Raw genomic sequence first — 14,825 nt, 5'->3', positions numbered from 1 at the left:
CTCTGACATTATAGCACTTTTGATTGTGCGCATGATATTCCGGTTTGCTGCAATGGCCTTCCGGTCCGAGGCGAAAGCGCTAGCCCGGTGCGGCGGATTTCAGCACACGCCGCAGGATGAGGTCGAGCTCGCCGAGAAACCGCGAGCGGTCCTGCGGCGCGAAACTGGCGTTATAGCCCTTGCTTTCGCCGGTCTCGCGCAGATGCTGCTTGAGGTCGCGCATCGCCACCGCCATGCCGATCGTTTCCGGTGTGAACGGGCGCCCGGTCGGCCCAAGCACATAGGCGCCGAGCGCCACCGTGCGGGCGGCAAGCGGGATGTCTGATGTCACGACGATGTCGTTGGGCTTGGCATTGTCGACGATCCAGTCGTCCGCCGCGTCGGCGCCCTTGGACACGACGACGTTGCGGATCATCGGATCGCGCGACGGGCGCAGCCCGCCATTGGAGACAAAGGTGACGACGACGCCATGGCGCTCGGCGACCTTCTCGACCTCGGCCTTCACCGGACAGGCATCGGCATCGACGTAAATGGCGGGTGCGGGCATGGTTCGTTCCAAGCGTATGAAGCCGGGCGATTGTGCCTGGCTTGCGGTTCGAGCGGTCAAAGGTCGGCGCTGCCCCTCATTGCCCTGCCAGGCATTTCTCCCCGTATAGTGATGGGGAGAAAGACGCCTTCGCAAAGGATTTCGCCAATCTTCAGCGTGGCAGAAAGCGCGCCGAGGTTGCGATCAGCCCCTTCTCCCCGTCACTATACGGGGAGAAGATGCCGGCAGGCAGATGAGGGGCAGCGCAAACCTGAAGCGATTGCCTAGCTCCCTCCCGGCCACGTCGCAAATTCTCAATAAACCACCACGCTCCTGATGCTCTTGCCCTCATGCATCAGGTCAAAACCCTTGTTGATGTCCTCCAGCTTCAGCGTGTGGGTGATCATCGGGTCGATCTCGATCTTGCCGTCCATGTACCAGTCGACGATCTTCGGCACGTCGGTGCGGCCGCGCGCGCCGCCGAACGCGGTGCCCATCCAGGTGCGTCCGGTGACCAGCTGGAACGGCCGCGTCGAGATCTCCTGGCCGGCGCCGGCAACGCCGATGACCACCGACTTGCCCCAGCCGCGGTGCGATGCCTCAAGCGCCTGGCGCATCACCTTGGTGCTGCCGGTGCAGTCGAACGTATAGTCGGCGCCACCGATCTGGTCGGCACCGCGCTTGGTCATGTTGACGAGATAGGACACGATATCGCCGTCGATCTCCTTCGGATTGACGAAATGCGTCATGCCGAATTTCTCGCCCCATTCCTTCTTGTCGTTGTTCAGGTCGACGCCGATGATCATGTCGGCGCCGGCAAGGCGCAGCCCCTGGATGACGTTGAGGCCGATGCCGCCGAGGCCGAAGACGGCGGCCGTGGCGCCGATCTCGACTTTTGCAGTGTGGATCACCGCGCCGATGCCTGTGGTGACACCGCAGCCGATATAGCAGATCTTGTCGAAGGGCGCGTCGGGATTGACCTTGGCCACCGCGATCTCGGGCAGCACGGTGAAGTTGGAGAAGGTCGAGCAGCCCATATAGTGGAAGATCTTGTCCTTGCCGATCGAGAAGCGCGACGAGCCGTCCGGCATCAGCCCTTGCCCCTGCGTGGCGCGGATCGCGGTGCACAGATTGGTCTTTCTGGACAGGCAGGACGGGCATTGCCGGCATTCCGGCGTGTAGAGCGGGATGACGTGGTCACCCTTCTTGACCGAGGTGACGCCCTTGCCGACATCGACGACGATTCCGGCGCCCTCATGGCCGAGGATCGCCGGAAAAATGCCTTCGGGATCGGCGCCCGACAGCGTGAATTCGTCGGTGTGGCAGATGCCGGTCGCCTTGATCTCGACCAGCACCTCGCCGGCTCGCGGGCCGTCGAGGTCGACCTCCAGGATTTCCAGCGGCTTTCCGGCGGCGACAGCGACAGCGGCACGGGTTTTCATCGGGGCTCTCCTCTCAAGCCAAATCGGCAATCGAGGCGAGCTTTAGCGTATCTGCAGGTTCTGGACTATGGGACGAATTGACAGTTCGGTGCCCGGTTTTGGTCGGCACCAGCCGACTCGGCACCCCGGATATGCGCCTACGTGCCTTGACCGGCCGGGCCAAGCCCATAAAAAGAAAGGCAGCCGAGGGAATAAAACCCGCATGTTCACAAAAATCCTGATCGCCAACCGTGGCGAGATCGCCTGCCGCGTCATCAAGACGGCTCGCAAGATGGGCATCGCCACCGTCGCGGTCTATTCGGACGCCGATCGTGACGCCGTGCATGTCGAGATGGCCGACGAGGCTGTACATATCGGGCCTTCGCCAGCCTCACAAAGCTATCTGGTGCCGGAGAAGATCATCGCCGCCTGCAAGGCGACGGGTGCTGAAGCCGTGCACCCCGGCTACGGGTTTTTGTCCGAACGCGCCTCCTTCTGTGAAGCGCTGGAGAACGAAGGCATCGTCTTCATCGGCCCGAAACCCGGAGCGATCAGGGCGATGGGCGACAAGATCGAATCGAAGAAATTCGCCAATGCGGCCAAGGTCAGCACGGTGCCCGGCTGGCTTGGCGTCATCGAGAATGCCGGTCATGCCGAGAAAATAGCCGGCGAGATCGGCTATCCCGTAATGATCAAGGCCTCGGCCGGCGGCGGCGGCAAGGGCATGCGCATCGCCTGGAGCAAGGCCGAGGTGCGCGACGGGTTCGACCGGGCGCGGTCGGAGGCCAAAAGCTCGTTCGGTGACGACCGCGTCTTCATCGAAAAGTTCGTGGTCGATCCGCGCCACATCGAAATCCAGGTGCTGGCCGACGCGCATGGCAATGCGCTCTATCTCGGCGAGCGCGAATGCTCGATCCAGCGCCGCAACCAGAAGGTCGTCGAAGAGGCGCCTTCACCTTTCCTCGACGCCAAGACCCGGAAAGCCATGGGCGAGCAGGCGGTGGCGCTGGCCAGCGCGGTCGACTACCAGAGCGCCGGTACGGTCGAGTTCATCGTCGATAGTGAAAAGAACTTCTATTTCCTTGAAATGAATACGCGATTGCAGGTCGAGCACCCGGTGACCGAGCTCGTCACCGGCATCGATCTCGTCGAGCAGATGGTCCGCATAGCGGCCGGCGAAAAGCTCGCTATCAAGCAAAGCGACGTCAGGCTGAACGGCTGGGCGGTGGAAAGCCGGCTCTACGCCGAGGACCCGTATCGCAATTTCCTGCCGTCGATCGGCCGGCTGACGAGATACCGGCCGCCGGAGGAGGGACGGTTCGGCGATATCGTCATCCGCAACGATACCGGGGTTACCGAGGGTTCGGAAATCTCGATGTTCTATGACCCGATGGTTGCCAAGCTGTGCACCTGGGCGCCGACGCGGCTCGCGGCAATAGACGCCATGTCGGAAGCGCTCGACAGTTTTGTCGTCGACGGCATCGAGCACAACATGCCGTTCCTGGCAGCACTGATGCAGCATCCGCGCTGGCGGGAAGGGCGGATATCGACCGCCTTCATATCAGAGGAATATCCCGACGGCTTCGCGCCGATCGTGCCCGATAGCGAGGAAAAGGCAGTGCTCGCAGCCGTCGCCACCGCGGTCGAACTGCTGCGCCGCGACCGGCTCGACCGGCTCGGCGGGCGGCTGGCGCCGCATTCGGGTGTGCTGAAACGGGACTGGGTGGTCAAGATCGGCAAGGATTACCTTTCGGCTTCGGTTATCGAAGGCATGATCTCCATTCCGATGGAGCTCGGTCTGTCGATCGACGGCGGCAAGGCGCTGACGGTCACGTCCGACTGGCGTCCGGGCGATCTTATCTGGCGCGGCACGGTCGGCGAGCGAAGAATCGCCGCGCAGGTCAGGCCGGTGCTGAACGGGCTTCGCGTCGCCTGGAAAGGCATGTCGGTGAGCGCACGCGCCATGCTGCCGCGCACCGCCGAACTCGAAAGGCTGATGCCGGAAAAAGTGGCGCCGGATACGTCGAAGATGCTGCTCTGCCCGATGCCCGGCCTTGTCGTGTCGATCGCCGTTGCCGAAGGGCAGGAGGTCAAGGCCGGCGAGACGCTGGCGGTCGTCGAGGCGATGAAGATGGAAAACGTGCTGCGCGCCGAGCGCGATCTCACCGTATCGAAACTCAAGGCAAAACCGGGCGACAGTCTCGCCGTCGACGCGGTGATCATGGAATTTGCCTGAGGATGCCGTCACTTGGCACCACCGACAGTTATAAGGCAATTGCATTGGTTGGCGCTGTTCCTCATTGCCCTGCCGGGCATTTCTCCCCGTATAGTGACGGGGAGAAAGGGGCCTTCGCACAGGATTTCGCCAATCTCCAGCGTTGCAGAAAGCGAGCCGAGGTTGCGGCCAGCCCCTTCGCCCCGTCACTATACGGGGAGAAGGTGCCGGCAGGCGGATGAGGGGCAGCGCCAGCATCGACAATTGGCCTGTCGCTGGACTCGCATCGTCCAGTGCCGGACAATACATCTTCATCGACTGAGTCCTCTCAAACGGCGATAAAAAATGGCGAATGAGACACTTCCCCGCGATCCGTTGCGGCGCGAGGCCTTTGTGAAGGCGTCGCGGCCGGAAGCGCCGGCGCGGCCGTTCATTCATCTGCGCGTGCATTCGGCCTATTCGCTGCTCGAAGGCGCCTTGCAGCTGGGTACGGTCGTCGGCCATGCGGTGAGGGATGACGCCCCGGCGATTGCCGTCACCGACACCAACAATCTGTTCGGCGCGCTCGAATTTGCTCAAAAGGCGGTGAAGGAGGGTATCCAGCCGATCATCGGCTGCCAGACCGCTCTGGCTTTTTCCGGTGAAGCCAGCGACAGCCAGCGCGACCGCAGGCGGCAGGGCCCAGAAATGCGGCCGGTGGTTTTGATCGCGGCGACCGAGGCCGGCTACAGCAATCTGGTCAGGCTGGTCAGCCGGGTCTATCTGGAAACACCGCCCGGCGAGGCCGTGCATCTGACGACCGAGATGCTGCAAGGCCATTGCGACGGCCTGATCTGTCTCAGCGGCGGGCCGCGCGGCCCGATCGGCAACGCGCTGAAAGAGGACCGCCGCGACCTCGCCGAGATGCGGCTTCTGGCGCTCAAGGCGCTGTTCGGCGACCGGCTCTATGTCGAGCTGGAACGGGTTTCCGGCTATGACCGGGCCATCGAGAAGTCGTCAGTCGACCTCGCCTATATCAATGACTTGCCGCTGGTTGCCACCAACGAGGCGTTTTTCTCCTCGCGCGACGACTATGAGGCGCATGATGCGCTGATCGCCATCGCCGAAGGGTCGGTCGTCGCCGTCGACAATCGCCGGCGGCTGTCGCCCGACAATTTTCTGAGAGGCCAGGCTGACATGGCGAGGCTGTTCGCCGATCTGCCGGAAGCGATCGACAACACCGTCGAGATCGCGCTGCGCTGCTCCTACTATCCCAAGACCCGCAACCCGATCCTGCCGCGCTTTGCCGGCGGCGATGTCGCCGACGCCGATGCGGCGGTGAAGGCGGAGGCGCAGGAGCTTGCCAGACAGGCGCATGAAGGACTGGAGGCGCGGCTCGCCGCGCACGGCCTGGCCCCTGGCTACGCGGTCGAGCAATACCGCGAAAGGCTGGAATTCGAGCTCGGCATCATCGAGAAAATGAAGTTCCCCGGCTATTTCCTGATCGTCGCCGACTTCATCAAATGGGCGAAGGCGCAAGGCATCCCGGTCGGGCCGGGGCGCGGTTCGGGCGCCGGCTCGCTGGTCGCCTATTCGACGACCATCACCGACATCGATCCGCTGCGCTTCTCGCTGCTGTTCGAGCGCTTCCTCAATCCCGACCGCGTGTCGATGCCCGACTTCGACATCGATTTCTGCCAGGACCGGCGCGAGGAGGTCATCCGCTACGTCCAGCAGAAATACGGTCGCGACCAGGTCGGCCAGATCATCACCTTCGGCACGCTGCAGGCCCGCGCGGTGCTGCGCGATGTCGGCCGCGTGCTGCAGATGCCCTATGGCCAGGTCGACAAGCTCAGCAAAATGGTGCCGTCGAACCCGGCCAATCCGGTCAAGCTCGCCGACGCCATCGCCAACGAGCCGCGCTTTGCCGAGGAGGCGGAGCGCGAGCCGATCGTGCAGACGCTGCTCGACATGGCGCAGAAGCTGGAAGGGCTCTACCGCCACGCCTCGACGCACGCCGCCGGCATCGTCATCGGCGACCGGCCGCTGTGGGAGCTGGTGCCGATGTACCGCGACCCGCGCTCCGACATGCCGGTCACCCAGTTCAACATGAAGTATGTCGAGCAGGCCGGCCTGGTGAAGTTCGACTTCCTCGGCCTGAAGACGCTGACGGTGCTGGAGACCGCGGTCAAGCTGATCCGCCGCCGCGGCATCGAGATCGATCTTGCCCATATTCCGCTCGACGACCCCGACACCTATGCCATGCTGTCACGCGGCGAAGTGGTCGGCGTGTTCCAGGTGGAAAGTGCCGGCATGCGCAAGGCGCTGATCGGCATGCGGCCCGACTGCATCGAGGACATCATTGCGTTGGTCGCGCTTTACCGGCCGGGCCCGATGGAGAACATCCCGACCTACAACGCCAGAAAGCATGGCGAGGAGGAGATGGCTTCGATCCATCCGAAGATCGACCATCTGGTGAAGGAGACGCAAGGCGTCATCGTCTACCAGGAGCAGGTGATGCAGATCGCGCAGGAGCTTGCCGGCTATTCGCTGGGCGAAGCCGACCTGCTGCGCCGCGCCATGGGCAAGAAGATCCGCGCCGAGATGGACAAGCAGCGCGAGCGCTTCGTCTCGGGGGCGATCGAGCGCGGCGTCGGCAAGCCGCAAGCCGACTTCATTTTCGACCTGCTGGCAAAGTTCGCCGACTATGGTTTCAACAAGTCGCATGCCGCCGCCTATGCCGTCGTCTCCTACCAGACGGCCTATCTGAAGGCGCACTACCCGGTCGAATTCCTGGCCGCGTCGATGACGCTCGACATGGGCAACACCGATAAACTCGCCGATTTCCGCCAGGATGCGCTGCGCCTCGGCATCAATGTCGTCGCGCCGTCGGTGATATCAAGCTTCCGCGCCTTCGAGGTCGCCGAGAACCGGATCTTCTATTCGCTGGCCGCGCTCAAGGGCGTCGGCGACGCGGCGGTCGAGCATATCGTCGCCATGCGCGGCGAAAAACCGTTCAAGAACCTCGCCGATTTCTGCGAAAGGGTCGACCCGAAGATCGTCGGCAAGCGCGTCTTCGAAAGCCTGATCATGGCCGGTGCGCTCGACTGCTTCGGCCACGAGCGCGCCGCGATGATGGCCGGCGTCGAGCGGATGATGGGGCTGGCGTCGCTGGCGCAGCAGAATGCAATGTCGGGCCAGCACGACATTTTCGGCGCCTCGCTCGGCGCACAGTCGCAGGCGCTCAACCTGCCGGAGACCGACCCGTGGCTTGCCGCCGACCGCCTGCACCGTGAATTCCAGGTGGTCGGCTTCTATCTCTCGGCGCACCCGCTGGACGAATACAAGGCGGCGCTGCAGAAGATGCGGGTGCAGACCTGGGCCGAGTTCTCGGCCGCCGTCAAACGCGGCGCTGCCGCCGGGCGGCTTGCCGGCACCGTCACTACCAAGCAGGAGCGCAAGACGCGCACCGGCAACAAGATGGGCGTCGTGCAGTTCTCCGACACGTCAGGCCAGTATGAAGCAGTGCTGTTTTCCGAAGGTCTGGCGCAATATCGCGACCTGCTCGAGCCCGGCCGTTCGGTGGTGATTACAGTTTCGGCCGAGGACAGGCCCGAAGGCGTCAATCTGCGCATCCAGACGGTGCAGTCGCTGGAGGACGAGGCAAGCCGCATCCAAAAAGCCTTGCGCATCTTTGTCAGGGATGACCGGCCGGCGTCGGCGATTCAATCGCAGCTTACCCAGCGCGGCGATAGCCAGGTGAGCATTATCGTCATCAAGGATGAGGCGCAGGGCGAGGTCGAGATCGAACTGCCCAGCCGTTACCGCGTCTCGCCACAGATCGCCTCGGCCATGCGGGCGGTGCCGGGCGTGGTGGAGGTGGAGTTGGTGTGAGCTAACGACCGTATTCCGCCAGCCCGGTCGCATTGCCCGGTGACGATGCCGCTGGTATTGTGGGCTCGGCGGCCTGGGTCTTTTGGCGGCCGGGGGAGTGCGTCATGGATGAGCGGGATGCCGCTGCCGAACTCCAGAAAATGGTCAATGGCTTCCAGGTATCTCAGGCGATATGCGTCGCCGCCACGCTGGGCATTGCAGACCATCTCAAGGACGGAAAACGCAGCAGCGGCGAACTGGCCGTGCTGACCAATACCCATCCGCAGGCGCTCTACCGGCTGCTGCGCGCCCTTGCATCGGTCGGCGTGTTCCATGAAGCGGAAGACCGATCCTTCTCGCTGACCCCGGTTGGCCGTGCGTTGCGATCCGACGTTCAGCATTCGGTCGCGCCGTGGGCGATTCTGGCCGGACGGCCGTATTTCCGTCAGGCATGGAGCGATCTGCTGCACAGTGTCAGCACCGGCGAAAACGCCTTTCGCCACGCTCATTGCAAGGGCGTTTGGGAATACCGGGCGGAGAATCGGGAAGAATCCGTCATTTTCGACCGGGCGATGACGGCGATGTCGCGTGGCGTCGCCGCCGCGGTGCTCGCGGCCTATGACTTCCAGCGGTTCTCTGTCGTTATGGATGTCGGGGGCGGGCAGGGCGCGCTGCTTGCCGAAATCCTCCGCCGCAATCCCGGCCTGCGCGGCATTCTATTCGATCAGCCGCAGGTCGTGGCGAAGGCCGGCCCGGTCTTTGACGCCGCGGCTGTGGCCGATCGCTGCGACATCGTCGCCGGCGATTTCTTCGTCTCGGTGCCCGAGGGCGCCGATGCGATTGTGCTTAAATGGATCCTGCATGACTGGGACGACGAAACAAACATCCGGATCCTGAAAACCTGCCGCCGGGCGATTCACTCAGAAGGCAAACTGCTGGTGCTCGAGAGCATTCTGGCGCCGCCCAATGAAGGCGCCGTCGCCAAATTCGGCGATCTGAACATGCTGGTCATGCCGGGCGGGCAGGAGCGCACGGCGGAAGAATTCAGGTTGCTGCTTGCGGCGTCGGATTTTCGGGTCGCGAATATCGTTGAACCCGGACCTCGCATCAGCATCATCGAGGCCGAACCGGTCTGATTGCTTTCCGGGTCTGAAACGCTCGGATGTTCTCAAGCCACAGCGGCTTCCCTCTGCTCTGCCCACTGGACGGCTGTCGCAGCGAGCGTTATCGCAGTCGTCATGAAGGCGCCGAAAAGGGACGGAGTGCAGGATTTTTCAGCCTTGACGCGGCTGCGCGACACGCTGCGCAAACTCTATCACGGGCGCACGCCTGCGGCTTTCCGGTTTCAGCTGGCGGCTATCATCATCGACCTTGCCATCATCGCCTTCTTCATCGCCACACCGGTGATCCAGGAATCGTCCTCGTTCCTCTGGCTCGATTATTCAGTGGCAGCGCTTGTCGCCGTCGACATGATTGCCCGGCTGCTGGCGTCAAACGACATGCTGCGCCTGATGAAACAGCCGACGTCGTGGGTCGACGCATTCATCCTGCTGACGCTGCTGATGCCTACAACGCTGGCCAATCTGGGTTTTCTGCGCATATTGCGGCTGTGGTCGCTGTCGCGCAGCGGCGCGCTGTGGCGGTTTTTCGAGATGCGCGGCCTCAAAAAATGGCGCGAGGCAAGCCACGCAGTCATCAATCTCCTGACATTCCTGTTTGTCGTCACCGGTTTCGTCTACACCTTTTTCTTCCGCACCGGGGCCGGTCTCGAAGGCTATGTCGATGCGCTGTATTTCACCGTCGCCACGGTGACCACGACCGGCTTCGGCGACATCGTCCTGCCGGGGATAGCCGGCAAGCTCACCGCCATCGTTACCATGATCATCGGCATATCGCTGTTCGTCAGGCTGGCGCAGGCGCTCTTCCGTCCCAACAAGGTCTTCTTCCCGTGCCCGCAATGCGGCCTCCAGCGGCATGAAGCCGACGCCGTCCACTGCAAGGCCTGCGGGCATCTCCTCAACATACCCGACGAAGGCGACTGAAATGCGAGGCTAAGCGCGGTTTTGAGGAACCAAAACCGCGCGGTAGCTCTTTGCTTTGACGCATTTTGTCGGACGCCAAACGAAGACGTTTGGCTGCAAAATGCTAAGACGCTGCCACTTCCGCTGGTTTGGTCGCCTTTTTCTGCAGATTAAGCAGATTGCCCAGCAGGATCAGCAAGGCGCCGCAGGCGGTGAAGGCGTCGATCTGCTCCTGATACAGCAGCCAGCCGATCAGCGCCGACAGCGGCACGCGCAAAAAGTCCATCGGCGAGATGACGGTGGCGTCGGCATAGGCGAGTGCACGCGCCATGCAGAAATGCGACGACATGCCGGTGAAGGCGATCAGCAGGATCCACGGCCACAGTTCGAGCGGCGGGTTGCGCCATTCGTAGAGCGCCGGGACAAGGCCGAGCACGGACTGGATGACCAGCATCCAGAAGATGATGGACACGACGCTGTCCGTCCGCGTCAGCGATTTGACCAGGACCACGGATATGCCGAAGCAGACCGCGGCACCCAGCACGACAACATGTCCCGGATCGACCGAGCCGACGCCCGGACGGACGATGATCAGCACACCGATCAGCCCGAGCACGATCGCTGCAAGTCTGGGCCGGCTTAGTCTTTCACCAAGAAAGCCGACCGCCAGAATGGCCGTCCAGATCGGCGTCGTGAATTCGATGGAGATCAGCACGGCCAGCGGGATCAATGTCAAGGCGTAGAGCCATGCCGCCTGGCCGACAAAATGGACGACGTTGCGGGCGATATGGGCGGCGGGGCGTTTGCTGCGCATCGCCGCAAAACCGCCTGACATCATCACCAGCGGCAGGAGGATGAACAGGCCGATCACCGATCGCAGCTCCAGCACCTGGAATACATTGAGCTCGGCCGTCGTGGCGCGGCCGGCGACCGACATCGTCAGAAACGATGCGATCGACAGCGCCATCCAGAACGCAGCCTTGGGGATCGAGGGCGAGGGTGCCATGCGCGCTATGTCGCAAGTCGGGACTTTCACCGCAACCGCTAGTCGACGCATTCGGCTGGGCCAGAGCGGCGCGTTGCAAAACGGTCATGTTGAGGGCGGAACCCGCCGTCACGGCGAGCGTTGGTCCAACAGCCAGTTCAAGGGGAGAGATCCAATGAAATCATGTGCACGATTTGCACTCGCCGGCTGCCTGGCGGCTGCCGCCGGCGCGGCTCATGCCGATGAGGCCGATTTTCTTCGCTCGTTCGAGGGGAATTTTGCCGGCAAGGGTACCGTCAAGGTAACCACCGAGGCGCCGACGGTGAACGTCTCCTGCCGCTTCAATTCCGACGCGACATCGAGTTCACTGTCGCTGGACGGCACCTGCCGCGGTCTCGTCGTGGTGACGCGCGCCATCAGTGCCGACCTGAAGTCCAGCGGGACGAAGTACACCGGCACCTATGTCGGATCCCGCACCGGGCCGGCGCAGCTCAGCGGCAGGCGCTCGGGCAATGCGATCAATCTCGGCATCCGCTGGGCCAAGGAGGTCAACGGCGATCGCACGGCGCAAATGACCGTCGAGAAGAACGGCGAGGACGGCATGCGGCTGACCGTTATCGACGTCGATCCCAAAACCGGCGAGCGCGTGACGACCAGCCGGATCGATCTGCGACGCATCTGAAGGGGCCTGCTTTACCTTTCTTGTTTGCGCGTGATCTTTCGGAAAACCGCTTTTCGCTTGCGCGGACCTTCTTCGGGGTCACGCTTAAACTAAAACTAGTCCTCGATCGGCTCGGGCGGGTGGGCATTGCGGCCCTTGCCGAAGGTGTAGCCGGTCTCCACCGCCCTGCGGCCGAACTTGTCGCGCAACCTGTCGATGGCGCTTTCGGCCATGGCACGCTTGCGCGACTGGATATCGACGAGGTCGGGCGGATCGGCCTTTTCGTCATTCGAGAGGTCGCTGACGCCGATGCCGAGCAGCCGGTATCGGGTGCCGTCCGCCTCCTTGCGCAGCAGCTCGAGCCCGGTCGAGAAAATGCGGTCGGCCAGCCGTGTCGGGTCGCCGAGCTGCCGGTTGCGCGTGCGGGTCTTGAAATCCTGCGTCTTCAGCTTCAGCACGACGGTGCGCCCGGCAATGCCGGACTTCTTCAGCCGCCCCGAGACTTTTTCCGACAGCGCCCTCAGCACCGAAACCAGTTGCTCGGGGGAGGCGATGTCGGTGTCGAAAGTGGTCTCCGCCGAGACGCTTTTCGCATCCTGGTCGGGGTGGACGCGGCGGTCGTCCTCGCCGCGTGAAAGATGGTACAGCCGGTCGCCCATCACGCCGTAGCGGCGCATCAGGTCGCCGCGCTCCATGCGCTGCAACTGACCGATGGTGCGGACGCCGTCGCGTTCAAGCGTGGCGGCGAAGGCTTTTCCCACCCCCCAGATCAGCGTCACCGGCTGCTCGGCCAGAAAGCCGGTCGCCTCGGCCTCGCCGATCACCGAAAAGCCGCGCGGCTTGCGAAAGTCCGACGCCACCTTGGCTAGGAACTTGCAGTAGGAAAGGCCTGATGAAACGGTGATGCCGATCTCTTTCTCCACACCCAACGCGAAGCGCGCCAGCACCACCGCCGGCGGCAAGCCATGCAGGCGCTCGGTGCCGGCAAGGTCCAGAAACGCTTCGTCGATGGAGATCGGCTCTACCAGCGGCGTCAGCGCCTGCATCATGGCGCGCACCTCGCGGCCGACGCGACCATATTTTTCCATGTCCGGCGGGATGACGACCGCTTCCGGACAGGCTTCGAGCGCCTTGAACATCGGCATCGCCGAGCGCACCCCGTGGATGCGGGCGATGTAGCAAGCGGTGGAGACGACGCCGCGCTTGCCGCCGCCGATGATCAACGGCCGGTCCTTCAGCGCCGGGTTGTCGCGCTTTTCGACCGCCGCATAAAACGCGTCGCAATCGATATGGGCGAGATGCAGCCGATAGAGCTCCGGATGGCGGGCCAGCCGTGGACTGCCACAGCGATCACAGCGCCGTGCCTCACCGCGCTGAAAGGTCAGGCAGTCGCGGCAAAAACCGTGATCGGGATTGTTGACAGGAACCGCCATCGCTGCGAACATAAAGAGAACAAAAGCAATGGTACGTCAGGGCGGACGCCACGACAAGACGGTGGGCCGGGAGAGAGTTCGTGAATACGACCATAGCGCCGCTGGTGCCCGAGCTTTGGGCGGATTTTGAAGATCTTTTCGGTAAGCAGGGCGCCTGCTACGGCTGCTGGTGCACACATTTCCGGCTGTCGCCGGCAGCGCGCCGCGCCAGTAACCGGGAACGCAACAAGGACCACATCAAGGCGCGGATCGAGGCCGGGCCGCCACCGGGCCTGCTGGCGTTCGAGGATGGCAAGGCGGTCGGCTGGATGCAGATCGGCCCGCGCGCCGACGTGCCCGAATGGAACAACAAGGGCAGGGGGTCGGCGCCGGTCGATCCCGCCGACGCCACCGATCCGGGCGTCTGGGCGATTTCCTGCTTCTTCATCCGCGCCAAGGCGCGCGGCCGGGGCGTGACGCACCGGCTGGTCGAAGGCGGCATCGAATTTGCTCGCCAGAATGGCGCTCGGCTGGTCGAGGCATGTCCGATCGACCTGTCGAAAGATTCGCGTTCGATCGGGCTGTTCGTCGGCTCGTCGCGGGTCTTCGAGAAAGCCGGTTTCGAGAGGCTGGTCGAGCGCAAGGCAGGCCGGCCGCTTATGCGATTGGTGCTTTAGACAATGCTGCTGTGCGCGCCGCGGCGGCCGAACTATCGTAGTCGGCCTGCATATCAGACACCCACCCGGGAATAAATCCGGCTGCGGCCCGTTCCTCCTCGGATTTTTCCAAGGAGGCCATCGATGTTTCATTTTTCCCAGACTTCTCAGAAGACCTCTCGCTCGATCCGGTTTTCCTGTCGGCCGGAAGATCATGGCGTCATCGCGCCGCCAGTGGCGGCCAAGACGGTCCTGCCGGATTGGTTCCGCAAACTGCCGCCGGTCGATGCGCAGCAAGCCTCGGCCACCAACAATGGCCTGACCGTCAAGCGCTGCATGCCATTTCTCGACGCGATGACAACCGGCTGGATCCTGCCGCTCGCGGCGACCGTCCGCCTTGAGGTCAAGGATGGCGGCAGCGCCGTCGATGCCGGCTGGGAGTTCGACAGGGTGATGGTCAGCAATCATGGCGCGCATCAGGTCGCCGGCAATCCGAAGGAACCGGCACCGCCATGCAAGTTTCACAATTACTGGTCGATCCGTACACCGCCGGGCTGGAGTTGTCTGTTCCTGCCGCCGCTCAATCGGCCGGCTCAGCCTTTCGAATGCGTCGCCGGCATCGTCGATACCGACACCTATGCAGCCCACATCCATTTTCCGTTCTTTGCGACGGCGCCGGATGGCCTCTATGTCATCGAAAAGGGAACGCCGCTGGTCCAGGTCATACCGTTTCGCCGCGAAGATTCGGCGCTCAAGGCCGAAATCCAGTCGGAGACCGGAGCCGAGGCGACCGAGCGCGAAACGGTCTACCGCAACACGATTGCCAGCGAAGGCTGGTATCGCAAATGGGCCCGCGCGGCCCGCTAGGCTTTCCCGGAGAAGAATACGAAAACGGGCCCGCTGGGCCCCGTTTCCTTGTGGATTGCCAAGCGCGGCTGATTTTCAAGTCGAAGCGAACCGCCACTCAGAATAAAAGCGCTCTGTAGCGATCCTTCGCGCCCCCCTCTGTCCTGCCGGACATCTCCCCGACAAGGAGGGAGATTGGCCTTCATCACTGATTTCGCCAATCACAAACC

The 14,825-nt window shown here is 63.2% G+C and carries 11 protein-coding genes; 7 read left to right on the top strand and 4 right to left on the bottom strand.

Annotated elements, in window-relative coordinates:
• Positions 1–79: 79 nt before the first annotated feature.
• Entirely contained in the window at positions 80–547 is a 468-nt protein-coding gene (locus AC0L15_RS22545; RefSeq protein ID WP_287247902.1) for a YaiI/YqxD family protein, read from the bottom strand.
• 293 nt (positions 548–840) lie between these two features.
• Positions 841–1,968, bottom strand: coding sequence for an S-(hydroxymethyl)glutathione dehydrogenase/class III alcohol dehydrogenase (locus tag AC0L15_RS22540; RefSeq protein ID WP_287062830.1), 1,128 nt, complete (start codon positions 1,966–1,968; stop codon positions 841–843).
• 202 nt (positions 1,969–2,170) lie between these two features.
• Between AC0L15_RS22540 and AC0L15_RS22535 the strand changes: the two genes are divergently transcribed.
• From AC0L15_RS22535 to AC0L15_RS22520, 4 genes are all read left to right on the top strand, one after another.
• Entirely contained in the window at positions 2,171–4,183 is a 2,013-nt protein-coding gene (locus tag AC0L15_RS22535; RefSeq protein ID WP_287247900.1) for an acetyl-CoA carboxylase biotin carboxylase subunit, read from the top strand.
• A gap of 324 nt (positions 4,184–4,507) precedes the next feature.
• A complete protein-coding gene (gene dnaE, locus AC0L15_RS22530; protein ID WP_473497107.1) occupies positions 4,508–8,035 on the top strand; it encodes a DNA polymerase III subunit alpha in 3,528 nt (1,175 codons plus the stop codon).
• Between the two features lie 104 nt (positions 8,036–8,139).
• On the top strand, positions 8,140–9,150 hold the full coding sequence (locus AC0L15_RS22525) for a methyltransferase (protein WP_287247897.1): 1,011 nt from the start codon (positions 8,140–8,142) through the stop codon (positions 9,148–9,150).
• Between the two features lie 102 nt (positions 9,151–9,252).
• Positions 9,253–10,056, top strand: a complete 804-nt coding sequence (locus tag AC0L15_RS22520) for a potassium channel family protein (protein ID WP_287247896.1) — start codon at positions 9,253–9,255, stop codon at positions 10,054–10,056.
• A gap of 103 nt (positions 10,057–10,159) precedes the next feature.
• Here AC0L15_RS22520 and AC0L15_RS22515 read toward each other — a convergent pair whose 3' ends face one another.
• Positions 10,160–11,041 carry a DMT family transporter gene (locus AC0L15_RS22515; protein ID WP_287247894.1) on the bottom strand — a complete coding sequence of 294 codons (882 nt, stop codon included), beginning with the start codon at positions 11,039–11,041 and terminating at the stop codon, positions 10,160–10,162.
• Between the two features lie 154 nt (positions 11,042–11,195).
• On the opposite strand from AC0L15_RS22515, the gene AC0L15_RS22510 reads away from it, so the two are divergent.
• Positions 11,196–11,702: a hypothetical protein gene (locus AC0L15_RS22510; RefSeq protein WP_236392308.1), complete on the top strand. Its 507-nt coding sequence runs from the start codon at positions 11,196–11,198 to the stop codon at positions 11,700–11,702.
• A 95-nt stretch (positions 11,703–11,797) separates the two neighbouring features.
• Here AC0L15_RS22510 and AC0L15_RS22505 read toward each other — a convergent pair whose 3' ends face one another.
• On the bottom strand, positions 11,798–13,126 hold the full coding sequence (locus AC0L15_RS22505; RefSeq protein WP_287247892.1) for a DNA polymerase IV: 1,329 nt from the start codon (positions 13,124–13,126) through the stop codon (positions 11,798–11,800).
• Between the two features lie 68 nt (positions 13,127–13,194).
• On the opposite strand from AC0L15_RS22505, the gene AC0L15_RS22500 reads away from it, so the two are divergent.
• On the top strand, positions 13,195–13,770 hold the full coding sequence (locus AC0L15_RS22500; RefSeq protein WP_287247891.1) for a GNAT family N-acetyltransferase: 576 nt from the start codon (positions 13,195–13,197) through the stop codon (positions 13,768–13,770).
• Between the two features lie 123 nt (positions 13,771–13,893).
• On the top strand, positions 13,894–14,616 hold the full coding sequence (locus AC0L15_RS22495) for a DUF6065 family protein (protein WP_287247889.1): 723 nt from the start codon (positions 13,894–13,896) through the stop codon (positions 14,614–14,616).
• Positions 14,617–14,825 lie beyond the last annotated feature (209 nt).

The sequence above is a fragment of the Mesorhizobium sp. WSM4846 genome, assembly GCF_055811415.1.
The sequence above is the reverse complement of the archived record's forward strand: the minus strand, read 5'-3'. Positions and strand labels throughout refer to the sequence as shown.

What these genes read in the sequence shown, in the direction of transcription:
- AC0L15_RS22545 (WP_287247902.1), bottom strand. Translation starts at nt 547, where the DNA reads ATGCCCGCACCCGCCATTTACGTCGATGCCGATGCCTGTCCGGTGAAG.
- AC0L15_RS22540 (WP_287062830.1), bottom strand. Translation starts at nt 1,968, where the DNA reads ATGAAAACCCGTGCCGCTGTCGCTGTCGCCGCCGGAAAGCCGCTGGAA.
- AC0L15_RS22535 (WP_287247900.1), top strand. Translation starts at nt 2,171, where the DNA reads ATGTTCACAAAAATCCTGATCGCCAACCGTGGCGAGATCGCCTGCCGC.
- dnaE (WP_473497107.1), top strand. Translation starts at nt 4,508, where the DNA reads ATGGCGAATGAGACACTTCCCCGCGATCCGTTGCGGCGCGAGGCCTTT.
- AC0L15_RS22525 (WP_287247897.1), top strand. Translation starts at nt 8,140, where the DNA reads ATGGATGAGCGGGATGCCGCTGCCGAACTCCAGAAAATGGTCAATGGC.
- AC0L15_RS22520 (WP_287247896.1), top strand. Translation starts at nt 9,253, where the DNA reads ATGAAGGCGCCGAAAAGGGACGGAGTGCAGGATTTTTCAGCCTTGACG.
- AC0L15_RS22515 (WP_287247894.1), bottom strand. Translation starts at nt 11,041, where the DNA reads ATGGCACCCTCGCCCTCGATCCCCAAGGCTGCGTTCTGGATGGCGCTG.
- AC0L15_RS22510 (WP_236392308.1), top strand. Translation starts at nt 11,196, where the DNA reads ATGAAATCATGTGCACGATTTGCACTCGCCGGCTGCCTGGCGGCTGCC.
- AC0L15_RS22505 (WP_287247892.1), bottom strand. Translation starts at nt 13,126, where the DNA reads ATGTTCGCAGCGATGGCGGTTCCTGTCAACAATCCCGATCACGGTTTT.
- AC0L15_RS22495 (WP_287247889.1), top strand. Translation starts at nt 13,894, where the DNA reads ATGTTTCATTTTTCCCAGACTTCTCAGAAGACCTCTCGCTCGATCCGG.